At 59.9% G+C, this 24,064-nt stretch carries 23 protein-coding genes and 1 pseudogene; 16 read left to right on the top strand and 8 right to left on the bottom strand.

Features of this window, described 5'->3' with window-relative positions; genetic code table 11:
* Positions 1 to 6: 6 nt before the first annotated feature.
* The 14 genes from POR01S_RS01245 (at position 7) to POR01S_RS01185 (ending at position 11,622) form a co-directional block, all read left to right on the top strand.
* Positions 7 to 561 carry a type 4 pilus major pilin gene (locus POR01S_RS01245; RefSeq protein ID WP_052382602.1) on the top strand — a complete coding sequence of 185 codons (555 nt, stop codon included), beginning with the start codon at positions 7 to 9 and terminating at the stop codon, positions 559 to 561.
* Between the two features lie 7 nt (positions 562 to 568).
* Positions 569 to 1,501: an ATPase, T2SS/T4P/T4SS family gene (locus POR01S_RS01240; protein ID WP_042133168.1), complete on the top strand. Its 933-nt coding sequence runs from the start codon at positions 569 to 571 to the stop codon at positions 1,499 to 1,501.
* The gene (gene pilV / locus POR01S_RS01235; protein WP_052382601.1) at positions 1,498 to 2,670 is read left to right on the top strand and encodes a shufflon system plasmid conjugative transfer pilus tip adhesin PilV; all 1,173 of its coding nucleotides are present in this window, start codon (positions 1,498 to 1,500) and stop codon (positions 2,668 to 2,670) included. The genes POR01S_RS01240 and pilV overlap by 4 nt, the downstream gene beginning before the upstream one ends.
* Before the next feature lie 619 nt (positions 2,671 to 3,289).
* Positions 3,290 to 4,348, top strand: a complete 1,059-nt coding sequence (locus POR01S_RS23255; RefSeq protein ID WP_081319979.1) for a DUF4214 domain-containing protein — start codon at positions 3,290 to 3,292, stop codon at positions 4,346 to 4,348.
* A 47-nt stretch (positions 4,349 to 4,395) separates the two neighbouring features.
* Positions 4,396 to 4,833, top strand: a complete 438-nt coding sequence (pilM, locus tag POR01S_RS01225) for a type IV pilus biogenesis protein PilM (protein ID WP_042133164.1) — start codon at positions 4,396 to 4,398, stop codon at positions 4,831 to 4,833.
* A 108-nt stretch (positions 4,834 to 4,941) separates the two neighbouring features.
* Positions 4,942 to 6,966, top strand: a complete 2,025-nt coding sequence (locus tag POR01S_RS01220) for a DNA topoisomerase III (RefSeq protein ID WP_042133161.1) — start codon at positions 4,942 to 4,944, stop codon at positions 6,964 to 6,966.
* Between the two features lie 999 nt (positions 6,967 to 7,965).
* Positions 7,966 to 8,385 carry a hypothetical protein gene (locus POR01S_RS23780; protein WP_042133159.1) on the top strand — a complete coding sequence of 140 codons (420 nt, stop codon included), beginning with the start codon at positions 7,966 to 7,968 and terminating at the stop codon, positions 8,383 to 8,385.
* Between the two features lie 258 nt (positions 8,386 to 8,643).
* Positions 8,644 to 8,769, top strand: a complete 126-nt coding sequence (locus tag POR01S_RS23945) for a hypothetical protein (protein ID WP_255211781.1) — start codon at positions 8,644 to 8,646, stop codon at positions 8,767 to 8,769.
* Between the two features lie 299 nt (positions 8,770 to 9,068).
* Positions 9,069 to 9,287: a hypothetical protein gene (locus POR01S_RS01205; protein WP_042133154.1), complete on the top strand. Its 219-nt coding sequence runs from the start codon at positions 9,069 to 9,071 to the stop codon at positions 9,285 to 9,287.
* A 103-nt stretch (positions 9,288 to 9,390) separates the two neighbouring features.
* On the top strand, positions 9,391 to 9,861 hold the full coding sequence (locus tag POR01S_RS01200; RefSeq protein WP_042133151.1) for an STY4534 family ICE replication protein: 471 nt from the start codon (positions 9,391 to 9,393) through the stop codon (positions 9,859 to 9,861).
* Between the two features lie 141 nt (positions 9,862 to 10,002).
* Positions 10,003 to 10,170 (top strand): hypothetical protein, encoded by a 168-nt coding sequence (locus POR01S_RS23775; RefSeq protein WP_165904673.1) that lies wholly within the window; start codon positions 10,003 to 10,005, stop codon positions 10,168 to 10,170.
* Positions 10,171 to 10,221: 51 nt separating this feature from the next.
* Positions 10,222 to 10,446 (top strand): hypothetical protein, encoded by a 225-nt coding sequence (locus POR01S_RS01195; protein ID WP_042133149.1) that lies wholly within the window; start codon positions 10,222 to 10,224, stop codon positions 10,444 to 10,446.
* Between the two features lie 73 nt (positions 10,447 to 10,519).
* Complete coding sequence (locus POR01S_RS01190; protein WP_042133147.1) at positions 10,520 to 11,077, top strand: hypothetical protein; 558 nt, start codon at positions 10,520 to 10,522, stop codon at positions 11,075 to 11,077.
* A gap of 113 nt (positions 11,078 to 11,190) precedes the next feature.
* Complete coding sequence (locus tag POR01S_RS01185; protein ID WP_042133145.1) at positions 11,191 to 11,622, top strand: hypothetical protein; 432 nt, start codon at positions 11,191 to 11,193, stop codon at positions 11,620 to 11,622.
* A gap of 325 nt (positions 11,623 to 11,947) precedes the next feature.
* Here POR01S_RS01185 and POR01S_RS24175 read toward each other — a convergent pair whose 3' ends face one another.
* The 6 genes and pseudogenes from POR01S_RS24175 to POR01S_RS01160 form a co-directional block, all read right to left on the bottom strand.
* Entirely contained in the window at positions 11,948 to 12,703 is a 756-nt protein-coding gene (locus tag POR01S_RS24175; RefSeq protein WP_420893610.1) for a methyl-accepting chemotaxis protein, read from the bottom strand.
* A 102-nt stretch (positions 12,704 to 12,805) separates the two neighbouring features.
* Positions 12,806 to 13,003: pseudogene (locus POR01S_RS24170) on the bottom strand (HAMP domain-containing protein); the annotation flags it as partial.
* Positions 13,004 to 14,410: 1,407 nt separating this feature from the next.
* Positions 14,411 to 15,787 (bottom strand): aspartate aminotransferase family protein, encoded by a 1,377-nt coding sequence (locus POR01S_RS01175; protein WP_042133140.1) that lies wholly within the window; start codon positions 15,785 to 15,787, stop codon positions 14,411 to 14,413.
* A gap of 45 nt (positions 15,788 to 15,832) precedes the next feature.
* The gene (locus POR01S_RS01170) at positions 15,833 to 16,321 is read right to left on the bottom strand and encodes an ester cyclase (protein ID WP_237141925.1); all 489 of its coding nucleotides are present in this window, start codon (positions 16,319 to 16,321) and stop codon (positions 15,833 to 15,835) included.
* 58 nt (positions 16,322 to 16,379) lie between these two features.
* On the bottom strand, positions 16,380 to 17,855 hold the full coding sequence (locus tag POR01S_RS01165; protein WP_042133138.1) for an APC family permease: 1,476 nt from the start codon (positions 17,853 to 17,855) through the stop codon (positions 16,380 to 16,382).
* Positions 17,856 to 17,910: 55 nt separating this feature from the next.
* Positions 17,911 to 19,404 carry an aldehyde dehydrogenase gene (locus POR01S_RS01160; protein ID WP_042133136.1) on the bottom strand — a complete coding sequence of 498 codons (1,494 nt, stop codon included), beginning with the start codon at positions 19,402 to 19,404 and terminating at the stop codon, positions 17,911 to 17,913.
* A gap of 231 nt (positions 19,405 to 19,635) precedes the next feature.
* Between POR01S_RS01160 and POR01S_RS01155 the strand changes: the two genes are divergently transcribed.
* Together POR01S_RS01155 and POR01S_RS01150 are read left to right on the top strand one after the other, a co-directional pair.
* Positions 19,636 to 20,364: a FadR/GntR family transcriptional regulator gene (locus POR01S_RS01155; RefSeq protein WP_042133134.1), complete on the top strand. Its 729-nt coding sequence runs from the start codon at positions 19,636 to 19,638 to the stop codon at positions 20,362 to 20,364.
* A gap of 89 nt (positions 20,365 to 20,453) precedes the next feature.
* Complete coding sequence (locus tag POR01S_RS01150; RefSeq protein WP_042133132.1) at positions 20,454 to 21,212, top strand: cache domain-containing protein; 759 nt, start codon at positions 20,454 to 20,456, stop codon at positions 21,210 to 21,212.
* Positions 21,213 to 21,316: 104 nt separating this feature from the next.
* On the opposite strand, the gene gabD is transcribed toward POR01S_RS01150, so the two are convergent.
* Positions 21,317 to 22,771, bottom strand: coding sequence for an NADP-dependent succinate-semialdehyde dehydrogenase (gene gabD / locus POR01S_RS01145; protein ID WP_042133130.1), 1,455 nt, complete (start codon positions 22,769 to 22,771; stop codon positions 21,317 to 21,319).
* 31 nt (positions 22,772 to 22,802) lie between these two features.
* The gene (gene lhgD, locus POR01S_RS01140; protein WP_042133128.1) at positions 22,803 to 24,053 is read right to left on the bottom strand and encodes an L-2-hydroxyglutarate dehydrogenase; all 1,251 of its coding nucleotides are present in this window, start codon (positions 24,051 to 24,053) and stop codon (positions 22,803 to 22,805) included.
* Positions 24,054 to 24,064 lie beyond the last annotated feature (11 nt).

Here is a 24,064-nt window from a genome sequence, read left to right as displayed (position 1 = left end):
ATCGCCATGCAGTACCCCGACCCCTCCGCTGTCTGCACCACCCGCTCCACATCCTCTCGCCGCCGGCAGGCCGGCTATATGTCCATCGAGATGATGTTCGTCTTGCTGGTCGTCCTGATCGGCGTGGGTTACGCCCTTTACAACGGCAGCGCCCTGATGGGCACCTCTGACGTGAGCAACGAACAGGGCAACATCGGCCAGCTGATCGCCAACACCCGCAAGCTCAAGGGGATGTCCGGCTATGGCGCCTCCAGTACCAACCTGGTGCCGCAGCTGATCGCCGTCAAAGGCGTACCCAATATGTCGATCTCCAGTGGCGCGCTGTATAACGCCTGGGGCGGGTCGGTCACGGTTGTCAGCAACGGCATGACCTTCACCGTCACCGAGAACGGTCTGCCGCAGGACGCCTGCATCAGCCTGGCCAGCAAGATGAGCCGGGGCTCCAAGGCCACCACCGCGATCAACAGCGGCACCGCCATCACCGGCGAGGTCGACTCCGCCGCGGCCACCTCGGGCTGCAGCAAGGACACGGGCAACACCCTCGCCTGGACCGTGTACTGAGTGGTCCATGAGTCTGATCAGCGAGGCGCAGTTCGTGGATCTCTACCTGGGCAAGTCCTTCAGTGACGTGAAGGGCCTGGCGGGCGCGGCCGCCCTGCGCGTCGAGGCGCCCGCCAGCTGGACCGAGGAGCTGCAGGCGCTGCGCGAGCGCTGCCTGCAGCGCTTCGCCCAGGACCACCAGCCGGAATTTTCGGTGATCGAGGACAACGTGGTTTTGCGGGTGACGCAGATCCCCGATGCCTACGGCGACAGCGTCTTCGTGCTGCGCAAATCCAACGCCTGCCTGCGCGCCTTTCCCATGCTCGGCTATGCCAACGAGGTGGTCGAGGCGCTCCTGGCCCCCACCACCCGGGGCCTGGTGCTGTTCTGCGGCGAGATGAGTACCGGCAAGACCAGCAGCGCGGCATCGCTGCTGGCTGCACGGCTTGCGCGGCACGGCGGCTTCGCGCTGGCCGTCGAGGATCCACCGGAGACGGCGCTTCACGGCACGCACGGCGCCGGCCGCTGCATCCAGATCCCAGTGACCCGCCAGCAGGGCTACGAGGAGGCACTGATACGCGCCCTGCGTACCGGCGCCGACCTCCTGCTGATCGGCGAGATCCGCGATACCCCCACGGCGGCCCAGGCGGTACGCGCGAGCATCAACGGCCACTTCATCATCGCCACCCTGCACGCCGGCTCCATCGCCCAGGCGGTGGAGCGCATTGCGGAACTGGCAGAGCCGGAGATCCCCAATGCCCGCGCGATCCTCGCCCAGGGCCTGGTAGCCGTCATGGTGCAGGCACTGGGGACCCAGGGCGGCATCTCGACGCTTAAGGTCCGCAGCCTGCTGCTGACCGCCGATGAAGGGCCCGCCATTCGCGAAAAGATCCGCACCAACCGCATCCAGCAGCTCGACCAGGAAGCCGAGCAGCAATCTCAGAGGAGTTACTGGACATGATGATCCGCTCGCGTGGCTTCATCGCCGTGGAAATGCTGTTCGGGCTGGTCGCGCTGGCCCTGATGACCACCATGGGCATCGAGCTCATGGCCAAGCGGATGGACTCGCAGAACTACCAGATCGCCGCCCAGCAGCAACAGCAGGTGGCTGACGCCGCGGCGAAGTACCTGAAAGACAATTTCACGGCCGTGTCGGCCTCGGCCGGCGCGACCACACCGGCGCAGATCACCGTGGCCATGCTGCGCAACACCAATTACCTCCCTACGGGGTTCGCCGACACCAATGTCTTCGGCCAGACCTTTGTCGTCCTAGCGCGCAAGCCAGCAGCGAACCAGCTCGAATCCCTGGTGCTGACCCAGGGCGGCCAGACCCTGGACGAGATCGGCGCCCGGGAGCTCGCCGAGAACCTCGGCGCCCCGGGCGGCTTCATCGCCAACGACGCAACCGGCGTGGTCCAGGGCATTCGGGGCGGCTGGCAGGTAGCCCTCTCCAACTACGGCACCAGCCCCGGGGCCGGGCACGTGGCCAGTGCGCTGTTCCTGCAGGACGGCACTCTGGCCAACGACTACCTATACCGTAACGCCATGCCCAACCATCCCGAGCTCAACCGGATGAATACCGCCCTGGACATGGGTACCCAGGACATCGTCAATGCCGGCGCCATCACGGCGGCCAAGGACATCAAGACCACCGGCGACATCTACGGCAAGAACATCACGGCCTCGGCCAAGCTCACGGCGGACAACGCCGAGATCACCAACGATGCCAGGATCGGAGGCTGGATCAGGACGAAGGAAAATGGTGGCTGGTACAGCGAGAAATGGGGCGGCGGCTGGTACATGAGCGACTCGAACTTCGTTCGGGCCTATGGCGACAAGAGCGTCTACACCGCGGGGCAGATCCGCGGTGGCACCCTAGCCTCTGACGGGCGGACCCAGGTAGGTGAGTACCTGCTGCTGGGACAGGCGGCAACGGAAGGCGCGAGCTGCCAAACCTCGGGCCTGCTCGCCCGCGACGCGGCCGGCTTCAGTCTGGCGTGCCAGAACGGCGTGTGGGTACGCCCAGTGCGCTGGTACAACCAGGCCGTATCCGCCGGCGGAACCTGCACGAGCACAGGGGGCGGCTCACTCGCCTTCGATGCACAGCGGGTGCTCTATGTCTGCAAGTAGGCGAATCGCGAAAGCCTGGGCTGCCGGGCTGACGCTTCTGCTGTGGGCTGGCCTAGTCACGGCAGAAGTATGGACAGAAGTGCCGAGTGCGCCCAGCTCTGGCGGTGGCCTGACCTGGCAGAAGGTCACCTGCGACGAGGGCACCGGCTGGCAGCCTTGCAGGATCCCGCCGACGCCACCGCCACCCCCGCCGCCGCCGGGACCATCGCCTGGCGATCAATTCCCTTTGACGGCGATGATTTGCGGGGCCGGTGATCCTGGTTATAACAACGTCTCACAAGTACCCGATACCTATAGAGGCCAATTAATTGGCACTTACACGGGTTTCGGTCAGGCACGCCGGTGTCCTGACGTTGGCGGCTATAATTATTGGCTGGGCGAGCTTCAAAGAAACTCTGGGGGATATGACTACGCCGGAGCTTGGTTTGCTTTAAGGCCAACTATCTATCAAGCAGCCCAACAAAATGACGAAGCAGGCCAAGGTGGTATAGACCGGGCTAACACAGAATGCCAAAATGCAGCTTATGGCCGCTACGGATACGGATCGGGAGCACGTGCCAGATACGTCGTAGGATCTGGTAAGTACTGCGAAATTTATTGATGAGTCAGGAGCAGTATCATGAACATCGCGCAAGCAAAAGCTAATATCGCATACGCTTTCGATACTTATTTAGGCAGTCAACCATCGTTGAAGGGGGAGATCCTGTCGTCGTTTGATGCCACACTCCCGGTAAAAGGCTTTGAATACGCCTACAACCAATCCATGACTTATTTCATATATGGACTAGCCGCATACGGAAGTAAGTTTCCGGGATTTGTTCCTACAGTAGGAGATGCGGCAAGCCCTTCCCAGTTTGTAAATAAAATTCCTGCCTCAATGGTTGTAGATGTGCTTTATCCGTCCGCGGACGCTGCTACCAAGGCTAACTTGGTAACCCAGATCAATACGGGCACCCTGTCACGGACCGACTTCACGACTGGTTTGGTCGCGGCAGAGCAAAAGACCGCAACTCCCAGCATCGACCAGATCAAACAGAATATTCCTCACTTCGACGGGTCGGGCTTGCCCTCGGCCAGCCTGAGCTTCTCCGGCATTACCAGTGATCAAGCCGACTTCCTGGTGGGCGTCTATGTTGCATCGTTCAGCCGCGCTCCGGACTTTGCCGGCCTGAACTACTGGGCGCATGACCTGGCGGCGCTGTCCTCCAAGGGACTGAGCAATACCGCTGCGATCCAAGAGATCACCGCCACCATGTATACCGCCGGCTCGCAGAATGGCGAGAAAGGCAGCAGCATGAGCAACAGCGCCTACGTCGACTACCTCTACAACAACGTTCTGGGCCGTGGGCCTGACGCTGCTGGGCAGTCCTGGTGGGTCAATGACCTGAACAACGGCTCGCCCCGGGACAACTTCCTGGCCACCTATCTGCAGGCGGCGCTGGAGCATCAGAGCGATGCCACCTATGTCCAGGCCCGGATCTCGGTGGCCAAGTACGCCGCCCAGCTCAATCGGGATGGCGGCAGCGTCGATCTGTCCGGCATCCTGAGTGGCGTCACCAATGCCAGCAACGCGCTGACCAAGATCGAAGCCCTGCAGGCCTCCATGCCCAAGTCGGCCGAGATCGACACGATCACCCTGACCGGTGTCACTGCTGACCACGCTGTGGCCTACGCCTAAGCTGCGACGGCGGGCCATGTCCAGCATGGCCCGCTTCTGGAGCTCGCATGAACTTCACCTGGCTGCTGGCCTTCCTCGCGCTCACCGGCTCCGCCTCGCTCTTCTACCTGCAGGACAACGCTGAGCAGACCCAGGCCCGCGCTGACGTCTCGGCGATCGCCTACAACCTCCTCACCTATCGCAATGCCCTGGCCGAGTACGCGCACGCCAATCCGACCGTCACCGGCGCGCCGGCCGATTCTGTCCTGGCACTGCCTACCTGGTATCGCAAGCTGCCGAACGTCTCCGGCTATGTGAACGCCGGCCAGAGCTTCACCTACTATCCCACGCCGCCCAATGGCCTGGTCAGCAAGATGGTCGACCTGACCCAGTCTCAAGCGATCGGCACGGTTGTAGCCAGCACGCTGCAGAGTCCCATCAGCGGCAACATGGGTGTCGTTGTCCCCCCAACCATTCCCAACGGCTCAGCGCTCGCCTATCAGTAGCGACTTCGCCCAACCGTTCCGGAGCCAGATGCGGTTCCGCGCTGACGTCTCATGCGGCTCCAGGCACGGTTCCTCTGTAAGCCACTCGGCCATCTACAGGGGAATCCCATGCGTGTGTTTTTGTGCGAGAAGCCCAGCCAGGGCAAGGACATTGCCCGGGTGCTCGGCGCCACTGGGCGCGGTGAGGGCTGCATTCGCGGTCAGGGGGTGGTGGTGACCTGGGGGATCGGCCATCTCCTGGAGCAGGCGCCGCCCGAGGCCTACGATCCGCAGCTCAAAGCCTGGTCCCTGGAAGCTCTGCCGATTCTGCCGGTGAACTGGAAGGTCGAGGTCAAGCCCAAGACCAGCAGCCAGTTCAAGGCGGTCAAGGCAGTGCTCAAGGAAGCGACCGAACTGGTCATCGCCACCGATGCCGATCGCGAGGGCGAGATGATCGCCCGCGAGCTGTTGGAGCACTGCGGCTACCGCGGCCCAGTCCAGCGACTGTGGCTCTCGGCGCTCAACGACGCCTCGATCCGCCAGGCCCTGGCGAGCCTCAAGCCCGGGGCCGAAACCTTCTCGATGTATCACTCGGCACTGGCGCGCTCCCGAGCAGACTGGTTGATCGGCATGAACTTTACCCGGCTGTTCACCCTTCTCGGCCGCCAGGCCGGCTACAGCGGGGTGCTGTCGGTAGGACGGGTGCAGACGCCTACACTGCGCCTGGTGGTCGACCGCGATCGGGAGATCGCCCACTTCGTCCCCGTGCCGTTCTGGAGCCTGGACGTGCTGCTGGCCGCCAACGGCCAGACCTTCACCGCCCAGTGGCGACCTGCCCGCGACATCACCGATGACGAGGGGCGCTGCCTGGACCAGCGCCATGCCCAGGCCGCTCAGGCGCGCCTCACGGCCGGGTCTACCGCCATCGCCGTCTCGGTCGAGACCGAACGTGTCAAAGAGGTGGCCCCCCTGCCCTTCGATCTGGGCACGCTGCAGGAGATATGCTCGAAGAAGCTTGGGCTCGGGGCTCAGGAGACCCTGAACGTCGCCCAGGCGCTGTATGAGACGCACAAGGCGACGACCTACCCCAGGACCGACTGCGGCTACCTGCCCACCAGCATGCTGCCGGAGGTGCCGGCCGTGCTCGAGGCGATCCGGCGCACGGATCCGTCCATTGCCCCGGTGCTGGCCAGCATCGATCCGGCGCAGCGCTCGCGTGCCTGGAACGACGCCAAGATCACCGCGCACCACGGCATCATCCCGACCCTGGAGCCCGCCAACCTGGCGGCAATGAGCGACAAGGAACGGGCGGTCTACAGCTTGATCCGCACGCACTACCTCGCCCAGTTCATGCCCCACCACGAGTTCGACCGGACGGTGGCGGATTTCGACTGCAACCAGGTGGCGTTGCGGGCGGTGGGTAAGCGCATCGTTGTACCTGGCTGGAAAACGCTGTTCCAGGCCGGGCCTGCCGCTGAGGATGATGAGGACAGCAAGGAGAAGGACCGCTCACAGATCCTGCCGCCGCTGCAGAACGCCTCCCGCGCCCAGGTGCAGCAGGCCCAGCTCAAGGCGCAGCAGACGCAACCACCCAAGCCCTACACCGAAGGCGATCTCATCAAGGCCATGAAGACCGTGGCAAAGCTGGTGACCGACCCGCGCTTGGCCGCCAAACTCAAAGAGACCACGGGCATCGGCACCGAGGCCACTCGGGCGAGCATCATCCAGGGGCTGATCGATCGTGAGTTCCTGCTTAAGAAGGGCAAGGCAGTGCGGGCATCCGACGCCGGCGTCTCGCTGATCGCCGCGGTGCCGCCGGCAGTGGCCGACCCGGGCACTACCGCTATCTGGGAGCAGGCCCTGGACATGATCGAGGCCGGCACCATGCAGCTGGACGACTTCATCGCCAAGCAGGGCGCGTGGATCGGCAAGCTGGTCGCCCAGTACCGCCAGACCACGCTCAACATCAAGGTCCCGGAGGGTCCTTCCTGCCCGCTCTGCCAGGGCAAAATGGCGCAGCGAAAAGGCAAGAGCGGCGACTTCTGGTCATGCCTGCGCTACCCCGACTGCAAGGGCCTTGTGAACATCGAAACGTCAAAAGGGAAAGGCAAGGGCGGCCCAGGAAAAGCCAAGCGCAGCAGCGCTTCGGCGTAGGCTCCAGGGCCGGCGGGAGCTTTCTTGCCTTTGTCACGGTCACAGCCCCATAATGCAAGCGTTCCACCCCGCTCGCGCGCTGGCGGTCATCAGCGGCAACCCCGGAGTTTCTCGACCTGGTCCTGAAGCTCCACCCCCAAGAGCACGCTAAGCATCGGGTAGGGCGTGTAGATCTTTGCGTGATGCTCTCCCTGTGTCTCCCTGCTCCGCAGCTGACACGCAGCCGTCTAACTTCGTGATAAGCGGGTTTACAGGCACATAGGGCTCACAGAAGGTTCGGTGCACACTGTACTTCGGGCCGACCTGGTGTGTTGGCCCACACTGTTCCTCCCCTTCAGCTGCATTCGAAGGGTAGCCTGGTCCTCTCGGCATCGCCTGGTGGACGAGGCTACCCCTCGGGTAGCCCTCCTCTCTGCCGGTGCCCGCCGGCGCAAAAATGGGATCCCTTTGTGCGCGGATGCGTGCCTTGCGATTACTGGCCCTAGCCACGATAACGGGTCGGGTGAATGCGACGATCATCAGGACGGTAGGTCAATGCCCAGGGACCACCAGCGCCGGTGTTCACGCTCACAGGTGGCATCTTTCTCTTGAGCTCCACTAGCCTCACCCTCGCCGAGGCGCCTTGCTGCTAGACCCAGCGCTGCGCCTGGCGCGCTTCTCCTGCTTTCATCTCCTCCCCGCTCTACCGCCGCTTCCGCTCCTCCCTTGCTCTGCCCTCCTTCCGCTTGACAGCCCTATCTGCCGCCTCTGATGATTGCCCCATGTTCCGCTGACGTCGTCAGCAACATGCCCAGGCAGTTCTGGATCTCAAGACTGCAACGTGGCCACCCACGTCGATCCACACCCATAGTTCGCCAAGCTTCCGGAGGCGCGAACGGTTGACCGGTTCTACCGGTTGATGGAGGCACCTTACACATCTGCTCTACCTACCCAGCGGGGACACACTCCCCCGCCCGGGATCAGTGTTTCTCCGCATTACTCACCTGCAGGAGAAACACCATGACCACCCCTACCCTGAGCTATCGCTTTGGCGAATCCGTCGGTACTGCCCTGCGTGAAATCATTCGCTCCGTGCGTAATGCCCAAGCCCAGGCACGTGCTGCGCGTCCGTCCATAGCACCGGCTGAACGTCGTGTAGTCGAGTTCCCGCAACCGATCGTATCGGCTGCTGTGCTCGAGGAGATGGATCACGTCCCAGCGTTCGTTCGCCGCAACGCGATCGACCTCAACACCTGGTTCAAGCAAAACACCCAGGAAGCCCAGCCTGAAAAGCCCAAGCGCGAGCGCAAGCCCCGCAAACCCAAGGCTGCTGCTTCTGTCGCTGAACCTGTCCAGTCGCCAGCACCTCGTGTGCTGCGTCCGGGCTCCTTGGACCAGCTGATCGCCCCGTTCGACCCTGAGGTCGCGCTGGCCAGCTGATTCACACCTTGCCCACCCCTGTCGGGAAACCTCCCGTCAGGGCGGTTTTCCTGACTTCATCCCCTTGATCAAGGAAAACCATGACCTCAAAGAAACTGGCTGCGGCCGCTGAAGACCTTCGCAAGATCGGCACTACCTCGGTAGCCGCTGGTCTAGTGGGTGTCTTCCTGAGCGATCATCGGCTGCTAACGGCTTACGCCATAGCGGCAGGTGTTATAATCTGGCTCGTAGGCATCTACTTCACCTCGGAGGAATGACATGAGTCAGACCGCCTTTGGGATCACCATGTTGTCAGTGCTGCTGGTTGTCTGTGTTGGTACGCCTGTCTGGCTAGACTGGCCCAACGTCAAACACAAGGCGTTGAAGCTGATTCGCTCGCATTGATGCACCGCTCTACCAAAGCCCTCCTCGGAGGGCTTTTTCATTTCCAGGGTATTGACAAGCGATACGGCCCTGAACATTCTGAGGGTGTATGCCGCTGACGTTGTCAGCAACATGCCCCAGGCAGTCTCGGATCTCATGACTGCGATGCGCTCCAAGCGCATTGATCCAAACCCAAGTTCGCTAAGCATTCGGTAGCGCGAACGATTGACCGGCACCCCCGGTTGATGAATGCACCTTCCACCCACCCTCGACGGGACTACCCGTCAGGGCCGGTCTCCGTCACAACCTGGAGACCTTCCATGAAAAGCGGTCTTGCGTTGTACCAGGCATTGCGTTCCATCGATGTCCCTGATGACAAAGCAACTGCTGTTGTCGATGCTCTGGAGTCCGATATGCAAACTCACCTTGCTACCAAGGCTGATCTCGCACAGCTCGAACTCAAGCTCACCATCCGCATGGGCGTCATGATTTCTACTGCTGTCGGCGTTCTGTTGGCCGCGATGAAATTCATGCACTGACCTGGCACCACCCTTTCTGGCTACACCCACCCACGCGGGGAATACTCTTCCCCTCCCGGGCAAGGTGTTCTCCGTTTTCACCTATTGAAACTGGAGATACACCATGAGCAACCAAGCCAACGAAAGCCAATACTTCGACCTGCACACCACCGGTATCGGTTACCTCAACCGCATCCGCGACGTGAAACCCAAAGGCAGAGGCGCCAAGCCGTTTTTGGCCGTCACCGTAGCAGCCCTGTGCGGCAGCAAAGAAGCGGTGGAATACCGCTACATCGACTGCAATGTCGTCGGCGCCGAAGCTGAAAAGCTGGTTCGTCGTTGCATTGAAGCCGTCAACGCTGAGAAGAAGGTCCTCGTGTCCTTCCGCATCGGCGATTGCTGGGCTGATCCCTTCACCTACTCTTCCGGACCGAAGCAGGGACAACACGGCGCAAGCCTGAAAGGTCGCCTTCTGTACATCGGCTGGATCAAAGTAGAAGGTGAGTTCGTCTACGAAGCCAAACCGCGCGACGCAGCCCCGGCTGAGCAGCAAGGTACGGATCAAGGGGATGACAGCGACCAATCGGCCGCTTAATTCACCCAGTTCTTCCAGGCGCCCACCGGGCGCCCCTGCTCTACCTCGGCTTTGCCACCTTTCTCTTCGCACACCCATCCGGGGGCACCATACCCGGACCGGGGCATGGTGATCTCCATTAGCTGAATTTTGGAGCCCATCATGCAAGTCATCGCCACCATCAAGTCCGAGCTGCCCGCCCTGCCCATCGTTGCCGAAGTCTCCTATGACGACGTCACCGAAGAGCTGCTGAGCAGCGACCTGTTCTGCGACAACGCCTGGTTTCTGTTCGAGATGAACGCCACCAGCGCTGACCGCGTCCAGGCCTGACTGACCACACCCTATAGGCGCCCTCGGGCGCCTTTGTCTTTTGGAGGCCCCATGGCTACCAATACCGCACCTGCTCACAGCAAGTTCGATCTCGATGACGTCAGCAACAACTACCCGTTGCAGGTTTTGAAATCACAGCGTGGTTTCTACCTGGGCACCGTGGACGATGAGGGCATGCCCTTCAGTCGCGAGTCGACCGAATACTTCCGCAGCCACAAGGCTGCAGAAAATGCACTTAACTCAGGGAAGTGGACTCGGCATTCGCTGAGCATCTGACGAGCTGAAATCTACCCTTAAGGGATTCATCATCCCTTGAGGGCATGATGGATCCCAGGACGTTGGAGGCATCATGGATTTGATTATTCAACACTTCGAAGGCCAGGCATTCGTCAGCAACCCGTACGCACCTGGTACCTCTCTTCGCCAAGACCTCTTCGAGCGGCAGTTCACCATCCTCCTACATGGGTCGATGGAGCTGTTTGAAGACTCCGGCCGCGGCACCTTCCACATCGATGGCTACGTCCAGCTCGGCCATTGCGGCCTGCTCGATGACATCCTGCCCATCGCCCTGGACGCAGTCCGACAAGACCGCTATCCGATACCTGCAGCAGCGCTTACTTTCTACCCGAAACGGATCTCCGTTTCCGATCGCCACGGCCACCTGGTCATGGCGGGCAAGGTGGATCGTGAGAGCCGCCGCATCGACTGGATTGACCCCTGCCGCACGGCCGAGGAAGAGAAGGTGGTGCTGGCTCAGATCCAGCTGTTGCGTTCGCGCTCTGCGTTCCAACACGGCTGGGACAACTTCAGTACCTCGCGACTGCTAGACACCGACGCTGACCTACTCAAGGGGCGGCTGGTCCACAAAGCCTGGCGGCCGCACGTGCTTGCGCTGCTGAACGCCTGATTGAACCTTCACCCACCCGGGGCTTGCCCCCGGTGGGGTATGGCTCCGACGCTTCTTGGTATTTGCCAGCTAGCTAACGATTGCTATGCTGCGCCTTCAACAGGATGTGAACCATGCCATATAACGTTGTGATTTCAGGATGCGTCGAATACGCGGTCGTGAGCCTTCAGGCTGCCGGGCAAGCCCTTACTTTTTATCGAGCGCTAGGCCACAAACCCCGGCTGTTCTACTCGATGTCCTTCGATCACCTCGGTGATGAGATCGATGACGATGGCAATCCTTTACGCCAGCACACCTCTATGACTGCAGCGGACTTCGCCGAATACCTGAAAGGATTCCGCCAAGTTCGATATACCCGCGATCTTGATTTCGACCCTCCCGTTTTGTTAGCGCAGCTTTTCAAGGTATTCGGGGCTTACAAAGGCCAGGAACGCTTGATAGCCGAGCTTCACTACCAAGGTGGATCTGAACAGCCCGTAGAGATTCGCGTCTGTACCCATTTGCTGCGTGTCACCCAGGGCCTCATGGCGCTGGAAGACTTGTAGCAACACTCAACACAACCCAGAGGGGTTGACCCTCTGGGCAGCTCTTCGTCCGAGGAGCTGCATATAAACAACGAATCCACTTCCGTCATTCACCCCGTCACCGAACACACCGGCCTAGTTGCCGCTCTGGCCGACTTGCAGCGTCAGGGGTGGCGCGCCTCTGAACTGTGGGATGGCGAGGCCTGGGGGCCTATCCACGCCATTTGGTCCGCTGACGAGATCGCCAAGCACGCGGCGGAAACCGAATTAAATACATCGCTCACCTTGTCGGCAGGCAATTGAGGCATTAATAGTCAGGCTTAGCGTCAAGTCAAGCTCAAGCCCTCTATACCCTGAAACGCGCAGATAATTTTGCTTGCTTTAATGCTAGATCGCTAAGTTGATCGCCTGCGGTTAAGGCCTCTTCGACATGATTATTAACTGAATGCGCTACTTCCCCTATGTTGAGCATGTTGCGATTGATGTCCTCTACAACAGCACTCTGCTCCTCAGCTGCACTAGCAATTTGGAGATTCATGTCGCTGATATCCTTGACCTCCGCGAGGATTGTTTGCAGCGCTACACGAGCAATTTCGGTTTGCTCTACCTGTTGGATGGTCTGCTCCCGACTGCTTTGCATCACCTCTACCGCTTCGCGGGCTCCCGACTGGAGCTTTTGGATCATGTCATGGATCTCACCCGTAGCCACCTGGGTCCTCTGTGCCAGGCTCCGCACTTCGTCAGCCACCACGGCGAAACCTCGCCCCTGGTCACCAGCGCGCGCAGCCTCAATGGCGGCGTTGAGCGCCAGCAGGCTGGTCTGGGCGGCAATGCCATTGATGGTGGTGAGAATGGAGCCGATGCTAACGCTGTCGTGCGCGACCCGCTGAACTTGCTCCACGGCCAGTTCGATCTCTTGGGCCAGCCTGCTGCTCTCCTGCACGCTTTGCTGAACCACCTGCTGGCCGTCGTGGACCGCAGCAGTCGCCTTTTGGGTGGCCTTGGCCGCGTTTCCGGCATTACGGGCGACATCGTGAGCCGTAGCGGTCATCTCGTGCATGGCGGTCGCTACTTGATCGACTTCTAGCAACTGCTGATGCATGCCATCGCGTACCCGGCGTGCGATGTCGGAGGTGTGCTGGGCGCTGTCGCTCACTTCCCCAACCGACTGTACCAGCTGTTTGATGAGATGCTGCAGGGAGGCCAGGAAGGTATTGAAGCCAGTAGCGATGGCCCCCAGTTCGTCGCGACGATTGACCTGCAGTCGCTGTGTCAGATTGCCTTCGCCCTTGGCAACGGCATCCAGCATGGCGACCATCCTGCGCAAGGGGCGAGCGATATAACCACTGATGACCCAAAGCAGCAGCAAGCCGAGGGCGGCAACGATTAGACCCACCAGCATCATGCCGACAATATCGCTGTAGCGCTGCTGGGTAAGAGCCTGTAGCAGTTGCTGAAGATCGGCCAGGACTGCGCTGCGGGGAAGTTGTACCAGCAGTGTCCAGACGGTCGAGCTATTACCAAGGCGCAACGGTAAATATACCTGGTAGAGATCCTGCTTGTCGTCGAAACGTCTGGTGACGCCGTCCTCTAGCTGGCGAAGTTCTTTGGCAGCTCCGCCGAGCACTTCCTTCGCCTGCTTGCCGAGGCTCTCGGCGTTGGCGGTATTGGCGACTATCGTGCCCTGGCTAGCGATCAAGGCAATGCTGCCGGCGCCGTCGTACAGCTGTTTGTTTGCCGCTTCCAGAAGCTTTTGAATGAAGTCCAAGGATAGGTCTGCACCTATCACCCCGCGGAAGGTGCCATCGACCAGGATGGGTGCATTGAAGGAGGACATCAATATCTGCTGCCCATTGATTTCATAGGGAGCAGGGTCGATCACGCAAGCTTTCAGACTTTGTTGCGGGCAGGTGTAGAAAACATTTTCACCTACGCCCGTAGAGAGGATCGTTTTGCTATCGAGGATCTCGCCGAGCGGGACTACTTCGTAGCCGCTCTCGGGTTTGCGATACCACCACGGCATAAAACGCCCAGTCGCATCGTAACCTTGCGCCGTTAGCCCGGCATACTGGCTGTCGGCGCCATCGAAAGCATTACGCTCCCATCCTGCATAGATGTCTAGAAGATTGGGACTGTTGGCAAGGGTCTCTTTTAGTATGTGCGAAATGGCGCTTCGATCTAAATTTAGCTTTGAGTCGTCAGCTCTACCTAGCTGAGCATTCAACTGTGCAAGATTCGAGACAGTCAGCAATGGCTCTTCAAGCTTCTTACCAATATAATTCGCTGTTGCCTGAGCCTGGGCGCCGATGAGTTCTTGGGCACTTTTGTAGGCGAGTTGAGAGGCATGCTTCTCAATCAGGATTTGAGTCTGCGAACCCGAATACAGAACATAGCTTGTCAAGGCCGTTACTACTGCGAGCACGCTGCCGCTGGCATAGAGACTAATAATTGTCCTGACGGAGCGTATGGACATATTGGATTACCTGGCGCGTGTCAAATGAAATGTTAGGGGGAGCGACCCTTTAAAGGGGCCGAGTTCTAAAGAAGGGGCATTAGTGACCGCCTTCAAACAAGATTTACTTCTGCCAATATTGCGCTTTAAAGATATCTATTTTTCATATGTCCCGGCCGCGCGGCAGCTCTTGTCGATGAAGATTTTAAGAGCGCTATGCCTTTCATAAAACCCGGGTCGATATTCAGACTCTCGAGAAAATATGCGCTGGCACCTAGTATTACCAGCGCATAGCCTGGAGTATTGCGGGCCGAATGCCGATCTTGGATGTTAGCGGGCGGTTCGCTGTTTACGCTTTCATTGCTGGATACTCCAGGCGTAAGTCTGATCCAACGACTTTTCCAAGCTGGATATGATTTGAGCGAGATCAATTTGGGTGGAGATCAGGGGCGGGCAAAACGCTAGAGCGTCGCCAATCGCTCTATTGATCACTCCATTTTCCTGCATACGATCAACGAGGTATTTACCCAGTAACCCGGGTGTACCGTTTAACGGGGTCTTTCGCACCTTGTGCCCTACTAACTCCATCGCAGCGATCAGGCCAACGCCACGCACCTCACCTACCAGGGGATGGCTTTCAAACGCCCGGAGTTGGCCAAGCAGGAACTCGCCCATCTCGGCGGCATGAGCTACTAGACGCTCTTCTTGGATGATCTTCACATTTTCCAGAGCTACCGCAGTCGCCACGGGGTGACCGCCGCCGGTGAAGCCATGACCGAAGGTACCCAGGACGCCGCTATGATCGGCGATGCCTTGGTACACGTCCTCGTTGAGCAGGATGGCGGCGATGGGCTGATAGGAAGACGACAGCTGCTTGGAAAGTACCAGAATGTCGGGCTTTATGTCGAAGGTTTCGCAACCGAACAGCTTGCCGGTACGCCCGAAACCAGTGATGACCTCGTCCGCCACGATGAGGATGTCATGCCTGCGGCAAACCGCCTGGATCTTTTGCCAGTAAGTACGGGGTGGGACAATGACGCCACCGGCGCCCATGAGCGGTTCGCCATAGAAGGCGGCGATCGTCTCGGCACCTTCTCGCTGGATCAGGGTTTCTAATTCATTGGCGAGACGGTCGGCGAACTGCTCTTCACTTTCCCCTGGTAGGCCATAGCGATAGTGATGTGGGCAGCCGACATGGTAAAAACCCGCGAGAGGCAAATCAAAACCGCGCTGGTTGGCAGGCAACCCGGTAAGGCTCGCGCTGATGGTGGTGATGCCGTGATAGGCGCTCTTACGGCTGATGATCTTCTTCTTGGCGAACTTGCCAAGGGCGTTATTGCGGTACCACAGCATTTTGACGACGGTATCGTTAGCTTCGGAACCTGAATTGGTGAAGAAGACCTTGCTCATGGGCACCGGCGCGATCTCGATCAGCTTCTCTGCCAATTCGATGCTGGGCGCGTGGGCCTTGTGGCTGAACAGGTGATAAAAAGGTAGCTGCTGCAACTGAGCGGTTGCCGCATCGATCAAACGTTGATTATTGAATCCCAAGGCGACCGACCATAGGCCTGACATGGCTTCGATATATTGTTTGCCCTGGGTGTCATAGACATGCACCCCTTCACCCCGCTCGATAATCATGGGCCCCGTGTCCTGGTGCAGGCGGGCATTGGTATAGGGATGCAGGTGATGCTGGATATCTGCCTGATGCAGTTTTGACGACGTGGAATTCATGAAGGAAAACTCTGGTAGGAGAGAGCTGACTGATAGGTAGGACCACTACCAGCCGAGTTGTCGGTTGAAGCCGAGGGCATCGTAGTAGTCGTGCTGACTGACGATCTTGCCGTCCTTCAAGCGGATGAGGCTGACGCCATTGAATTTCAGCGGCTTGTTGGTCGCCGGTAGCTCCGTACTCCAGGGACCCGTATTTTTCCCATCGAATTGCCATTCGAAGGCGACGCTATCGCCTTGTACGACTGGGGTACCAACGAGTTGCCAACGCAGGTCAGGCACTGCGGTCATGAAGACCTTGATCACGTTGTCCCGAGCGGCATCCCTTCCCTTTTGCGGCGTGCCAACCGAAGAGTCGAGAAATTCACCATCCTCGGCGAAGAAGCTGGCGGCCTTTTCGGCATCGTGGTCATTCCAGGCGGCCATGTAGGCGTGGATGGTTGGAAGAGAGTCTTGCGCAGGTTTGGCAAAGCAGAGCTGCGTAGCCAGTGCAAGGATCATCCCTAGGATCAGACGCTGCATGTGATGCTTCAGCATGGCGTAACTCCGGTGGTCAGAGGTTATGGGGCCCCATCAATCAGGGGGCCGCGTAGAGTCAGTTCTTCCAGGCATCGCCGGCAGGTGCCGAACTCCGCGCATGTGGGCGGAACAGCAGCATGTAGGCCATGCCGATGGCCAGGGTGATCCCGCCCACCAGGGGTATGCCGTAGTTGACGTACCAGGCCGCTTCAGGGGTCCGCGGCCAGGACATGTTCAGGATCGCGAAGAGGCCGTAGCAAAGAGCCGCGATGTTCACCAGCCAGCCCCAACGGCCCAGAGTGAATTGTCCTTTGGGCTTCCAGCCGCGAAGCCTTGCGTACAGCGCAGCCAAGACGATCATCTGGAAGGCGAGATAGATACCCACGGCAGCGAAGCTCACTACTAGGGCGACCGCGTTCTGCAGATAGAAACCCACGCAGACGATTAGCGCGGGAAGCACACCACAGACCACCAGGGCAGCAGTGGGTACGTGGGTGGCGGGTGAGAGCTTCTTGAGCAGTCCGCTGCCCATCACCATCTCGTCGCGGGCGTAAGAGTAGAGCAGGCGGCTGGCCGAGGCCTGCAGGCTCAAAACGCAGGACACGAACGAGACGGTAATGATCGCCATTACGACACGAGCGCCGGTCGGGCCGAAGGCCGAGCTGAAGATCGTCGTCATCGGATCCTTGTCGGCGCCGGTGATGACCGCGCGAACGTCTGGTACCGCGAGAATCAGGGCTATCGCCGCGAACATGGAGGCCGCCCCGCCGATCCAGATGGTCATGCGCATGGCCTTGGGGACCTGCCGACTCGGATTGGGCGTTTCCTCGGCGACGTCACCGCAGGCCTCGAAGCCGTAGTACAGGAACATACCGGCGAGGGCGGCGGTCAGGAAGGCCGGCCAGTAGGCGCCATCTATGGAAATGTCAAAGGTATCGAAAAGCACCCAGATCGATTGGTGTCGTTCGAATATCAACAGGTAGCCGCCAATGGCGATGGCGCCTACAAGTTCGCAGATGAAGCCGAACATGGCGACCCTGGCCAGCAACTGAGTACCGCTCAGATTCAGCAGCGTGGCGATTGCGGTCAGCGTCAGGGCCACCAAGGTGTTGGTGATAGGTGTCGATTCGAAGCCCAACAGGTTGGCGATGTAAGGTCCCGCTCCCAAGGCGACGGCGGCTACCGTTACGCACAGGGAGATGGCATATATCCAACCCACCATCCAAGCCCATTTCTTGCCGACTAGCCGACGCGCCCAGGGATAAACGCCGCCCGAAATCGGATATTGCGAGACGACCTCGCAGAACACGAGGCACACCAGCATCTGTCCCATTCCGACCAGCAAATAAGACCAGAACATTGGCGGCCCCCCAGCCGCCAAACAGAGACCGAACAGCGTGTACACCCCAACCACGGGCGAAAGGTAGGTGAAGCCAAGCGCGAAGTTCTGCCAGAGACTCATGCTACGGTCGAAATTGGACGTGTAGCCTAGCGCCTTCAGTTGCTCAGCATCCGCATCCAATGCTGCAGACTTATCAAGAGAGCTGTTCATTGCGAGCCTTCAATCCTTTACTTTATTGATTGTTCAGTGCGGCAGTGCAGCGGGATCAGAGCTTGATCCAAGTCGCCTTGATTTCCGTGTATTTGTCGAAGGCATGCAGCGATTTGTCGCGACCGTTGCCGGACTGCTTGAAGCCGCCGAAGGGCGCAGTCATGTCTCCGCCGTCGTACTGATTGACCCAGACGCTACCGGCCCTCAAGGCCTTCGCGGTTTGGTGTGCCTTGCTGATATCACGCGTCCAGAGTGCGGCCGCCAGTCCGTAGGGGGTGTCGTTGGCGATTGCGATGGCCTCTGCCGGGGTGTCGAATTCAATGACCGACAGCACCGGACCGAAGATTTCTTCCTGGGCAATGCGCATGGCGTTGTTCACCCCGGCGAAGAGCGTGGGCGCAACGTAGACGCCGCCGGTTTCTTCCAGCACGCGCACGCCACCAGTGAGGACCTGGGCGCCTTCGGCCTTACCCGACTCGATGTAGCCCAGCACTTGCTCAAGATGACGGGAGTCCACCACCGCTCCGACATTGGTCCCCGGGTCGAGTGGGTTGCCTGGTTTCCAGGCTTCCAGCGCCGCTGCAACCAAGGGCAAAAATTCGCTCTTGATGCTCGTCTCCACCAACAGGCGTGATCCGGCGGTGCAGACTTCACCCTGGTTAAAGGCGATGGCACCGGCGGCCGCTTCGGCGGCAGCATGCAGATCAGGGGCATCGGCGAAAACGATGTTGGGACTCTTGCCGCCCGCTTCGAGCCAGACACGCTTCATGTTCGACCGACCCGAGCAGGTCAGCAGATGCTTGGCGATCTTGGTCGAGCCGGTGAAAACCACAGTGTCCACATCCATGTGCAGAGCCAGGGCCTCGCCTACGGTATGTCCATAGCCGGGCAATACGTTTAGTACACCAGCAGGCAGACCAGCCTGGATCGCCAGGTCAGCGATTCTGATAGCGCTCAACGGCGAGCGCTCCGATGGCTTGAGGATGACCGAGTTCCCCGTCGCCAGTGCCGGCCCGAGCTTCCACGCGGCCATCATCAGTGGGAAGTTCCAGGGCACGATGGCGGCTACCACTCCGACCGGCTCGCGGGTGACGAGTCCAAGTTGGTCGGGGGCCGTGGGGGCGACTTCATCGTAGACCTTATCGATCGCTTCCGCGCTCCAGCGAATCGCATCGATCGAGCCCGGCAGATCCACCGCCAGGCTGTCACCGATGGGTTTGCCCATGTCCAGGGTATCCAGCAATGCCAGCTCTTCCTGGTGCTCCTCCAGCAGGTTGGCGAAACGCAGCAGAGTAGCCTTGCGCTCGGCCGGAGGGCACTTCGACCAGGTGCCGGCATTGAAAACGGCACGAGCATTGGCTACGGCCAGGTTGGCGTCGGCCAAGGCACAGCTGGCGACCTCGGCCAGCTGACGGCCGTCTATGGGGCTATGGCAGGGGAAGCTGCCGCCCTCTACGGCGGGCACGTATTGACCATTGATGAAGGCCCGCCCTTCGATGTTCAGGCTCTTGGCTTTTGCTTCCCAATCGGCGCGTGTCTGCAGGCTCATAACAGGTTCTCCTATGAATAACGTGGGCACTCGCTTAAACATATGGAACCATATCTTTAAGAGCCTGAGAAGCTTACTCATGGTCCTGAAAATGAAAAAACTGCCGATTTTTAGGTCGATTTTGCCTAACGGAGCCTGCGAAAATGACGTGATCAGAATATAAAATATGGTTTGGCAACCTTTTCGGTGCAGCTCACTGCCATGTCTGGAAAATCGTAAGCAGAGGGGTTCATGAGTCAGTTTTCGAGCTTGATACGCCTCAACCAAGAGGGCAAAACGGAGGCTGTCACTCGCCATTTGATCGAGATGGTGGAGGTGGGTCTTCTGGCCGAGGGCGAGCAGTTGCCAAACGAGACAACCCTGGCCGCACAACTGGGCGTCGCTCCGGTCACCTTGAGGGATGCGCTAGCCAACCTACGTTCTCAGGGCATCATCGAAACTCGCCGCGGACGCGGCGGCGGGAGTTTCGTGCGTGCGCGTCCGGCGATAGCGGACGCAGAACTCTTCGCTCGTCTGGAGCGGCTGACGGCGCTGGAGCTGCGCGATCATGCCGACGAGCACGTGGCGATATCCGGCGCGGCCGCTCAGTTGGCAGCCAAACGCGCAGGAGCCGATCAGCATCGGCGCCTAGCGCGGCTGTTGGCGGAGTTCGCCGTGGAGGTGGACGTGAAGCGGCAGCGACAACTGGATGCACGCTTTCACATCGAGATCGCGGTAGCCGCCCAATCGGTTCGGCTGACCCATAACGAGGTACGGCTACAGGCCGAGCTGGGTGAGTTGCTGTGGCTGCCCTATCGCGGCCAGCCGGATATCGCAGCGATGCGGGTTGAGCATCAGGCGATTCTCGAAGCCATAGTCAGCAACGACGCCAACCTTGCCGGAGCCCTCGCTCAGGCACATGTCAGTCGAGAACTGCGCAGGCTGACCGCTCTGAAGCTTGAGGTCATGGCCGCCGACTGATTGTTGGAGCGGAACTTGCTTCGCAGAAGCGAGATAGCCTCTATCTCACTCACTGAAGGTGAGGGGGATAACGAGTTGAGGAGTTCGATATGAAAGATTCTGCAACCCAGGCCCCGGAACTGTTGAAATTTGCTGCGCAAATCAACGTTTCGATCAGTAACGTTTTCGCCGGGTTACGTAACCTTGAAGTCGCTGTCGGCGGGCTTTGGCCTGAGCGCCCTGGCGCTGTACAGGTGCTCGATTCGAACGAGCTCGCGGTGTTGCAACAGGACGTTCTCCGCCTGCTGGCGGTCAAGGACGTCCGGCTGCATGGTGCGGGAATCGTCTTCGCACCCGGTCAGGTACGCGATCGGGAAATGCATCTGGAGTGGTGGTGTCGCGGCGCTGAAGGGGATATTCGCCCGCTCAACCTGAACTTCAATCGCCTCAGCGAGCGTTTTTACGATTACGAGTCCATGCCCTGGTATGTCCAGGCTCGGCATTCCGGCAAGCCCTGCGTAGCGGGTCCCTTCGTCGATCTTTACGGCACGGAAGAGTACATTGTCGCCTTCTCCGTACCGATCTTCGTGCGCGAAAGATTCATCGGAGTGGCGGCGGCTGACGTGTGTCTGGAATCTCTCGAGCCGTTGTTGATCAAGGGCCTAATGAAGATGAAGAACGAGGCGCTGGTCTTGAATGCCGAGGGCCGGGTTCTCGCTGCCAATACGGTGAGCTGGTCGGCCGGCGACCTGGTTGCCCTTAACGAAGAGAGTCAGGCAGCGAATTCCTGCCGACTCGGGCTGGAAGCCAATCCGTTCTGGACCGTGGTCGAGCGTGCGATACCCCGCTCTGAGAGTCTGGCTTTCTAAATCAACGATCTTTGTATCGTCCTGTGAGTTAACCGACTGAACCGCTAGGGAGCATTTCTGCCCCGTAGCGGTTCGCGGATGCACTCTTCTGATTCGATTCCGATCTAGCGATCAAGGCCCATGCAGAGATACTTGATTTCCAGATAGTCGTCGATACCGTACTTGGAGCCTTCGCGGCCGACACCGGAGGCCTTGATGCCGCCGAACGGCGCGACCTCAGTGGAGATGATCCCGGTGTTGATGCCGACGATGCCATACTCCAGCGCTTCCGCAACACGAAAGACCCGGCTCAGGTCGCGAGCGTAAAAGTAGGCGGCCAAGCCATACTCGGTATCGTTGGCTCTTTCAATCACTTCATCTTCGCTGGTGAAACGAAACACCGGCGCCAGCGGGCCAAAGGTCTCTTCGCGGGCGACCTGAGCTGTAGCGGGAACATCTGCCAGCACCGTGGGCTGGAAAAAGGTGCCCCCCAGCGCATGAGGCTTGCCACCGCTTACCAGACGAGCCCCCTTACTCAAGGCGTCGGCAATGTGCTCGCTGACCTTGGCCACAGCCCTGCTGTCGATCAGCGGGCCGGTGGTGACGCCTACCTGGGTACCATCGCCCAGCACCAGAGAGCCGACGGCCTGGGCCAGTCGAGCCACAAAGCTGTCGTAAACGCCAGCCTGTACGTACAGGCGGTTAGCGCAGACGCAGGTCTGACCGTTGTTACGAAACTTCGAGATCAATGCTCCCTCGACGGCAGCCTCCACATCGGCGTCGTCGAAAACGATGAAAGGCGCGTTGCCACCTAGCTCCAGGGATACCTTCTTGATGTCCTGCGCGCATTCAGCCATCAACTGACGGCCGATTTCAGTGGAGCCCGTGAAACTGAGTTTGCGCACCAGCGGATTACTGGTCAGTTCGCTGCCGACTTCGCCCGCAGAACCGGTCACGACGCTGAGCACTCCGGGCGGAATGCCTGCCCTTTCGGCCAGCTCTGCCAACGCCAGGGCGGAATAGGGCGTCTGACTTGCTGGTTTGAGCACCATGGTGCAGCCTGCCGCCAGGGCGGGGCCAGCCTTGCGGGTGATCATGGCCGAAGGGAAGTTCCAGGGCGTGATGGCTGCGGTGACGCCGATAGGCTGCTTGATGACCAGCAGACGCTTGTCGGGTTGGTGGCCCGGAATCACATCGCCATAGACACGTTTGGCTTCTTCGGCGAACCATTCCAGGAAGGACGCCGCATAGGCGATCTCTCCGCGTGACTCACTCAGTGGCTTGCCCTGCTCCCAAGTCATCAGGAGCGCGAGGTCGTCCTGGTTCTCCAGCATCAGCTCGAACCAGCGACGCAGGCGCTGGGCTCGCTCCTTCGCGGTGAGGGCGCGCCAGCCGGGAAGGGCTCGTTCGGCGGCCTGGATGGCACGGCGGGTTTCTACCGCTCCCAGTTTCGGTACGCTACCGATGATTTCACCGCTTGCCGGGTTGGTCACAGTGAGGGTCTGGCCGCTGTCGGCCGCGACCCAGTTGCCATCGAGGTAGGCCTGCTGACGAAGCAGGCGGGGATCTTTTAGTTGCACGCTATTCATCCTTGCACTTGTCCGGGGCGGCTCAGCCGTGTACCCGTTGATTCACTGGGCTCTTGCTGCGGCCACTGTCGGCGTCCCGGTCGCCGAGCAGCGTCCGGACCTGGTCGACGATATGGCCGCCAATGGGAATGGCTGACGTGGCTGCGGGCGAAGGGGCATTGCACACGTTGATGCTGCGGGGCGTTTTGACGAACAGAAAGTCGTCGATGAGCTTGCCTTGACGAGAGACGGCTTGAGCTCTCACCCCGGCTGGATAAGGTTTGAGGTCCTGTGTGGTCAGGCTTGGGCAATATTTCTGCACCTGCTTGAGATAGCCGCCCTTGAACAGCGAATTCTTCATCTCGATCAGGCCAGGGCGCAGATTTTTCGCCAAGACCTTGAGCACACCTGGGCAGGTCAGCGTTTCCCAGAGGTCGCGCCCTGACACATCTCGCTTGCGATAGCCTTCCCGCTTGAGTGCCAGTACGGCATTGGGACCTACCGTCACGCTACCATCGATCATCCGGGTCAAATGAACCCCAAGGAAAGGCATAGCCGGATCCGGAATGGGATAGATCAAGTGATTGACGATCTGGTTATGCTGCTGGGGCAGCAAATAGTATTCGCCGCGGAAGGGGCAGATCACGAAGTCAGGCGTGAGTCCCAGCATCCGCACCACGCGATCCGCCATCAACCCAGAGCAGGTGATCAGGTAGCGACTTTGGATTTCAGCCTGACGTGTCCGGATCACGACCTCGCTTGCACGTTCTTCAAGGCCCACTACCTCCGAGTTGAAGCGAATTTCGCCACCGGCTGCGATGAAGGCGCGGCCCATGGCGGCGGTCACTTCGGCGTAGTTCACGATAGCACTGGAGGGGACGAAGATCCCCCCCTCCCCCACGATATTGGGTTCCCGCTCGCGCAATTCGGCCGCCGAAACCCAGTGACGCTCCAGGCCATTGGCCGCGGTACGCTCCCATAGCGCCTTCATGCGCGCCATTTCCAGGTCGTTGGTAGCGACTAGGAGCTTGCCGCATTCATCGAAACGAATGCCCTGTTTCAGGCAAAACGCCTTTGTGGCCCGGTTGCCCTCCAAGCAGAAGCGCGCCTTGAGGCTGCCGGGGGTGTAGTACACCCCCGCATGGATGACTCCGCTGTTATGACCGGTTTGATGCTGAGCCGGACCGGACTCCTTTTCCAGCAGCAGTATGCGAGCGTCCGGGTATACCTGGATCAGCTGCATGGCCGTGGACATCCCCACGATGCCACCGCCGATGATTACGAAATCGTGCACAGGGTCACCTC

This window comes from Pseudomonas oryzihabitans NBRC 102199 (assembly GCF_000730625.1).
GTDB lineage: Bacteria > Pseudomonadota > Gammaproteobacteria > Pseudomonadales > Pseudomonadaceae > Chryseomonas > Chryseomonas oryzihabitans.
Note: the sequence above shows the minus strand (reverse complement) of the source record. Positions and strands in the feature narration are given on the sequence as shown.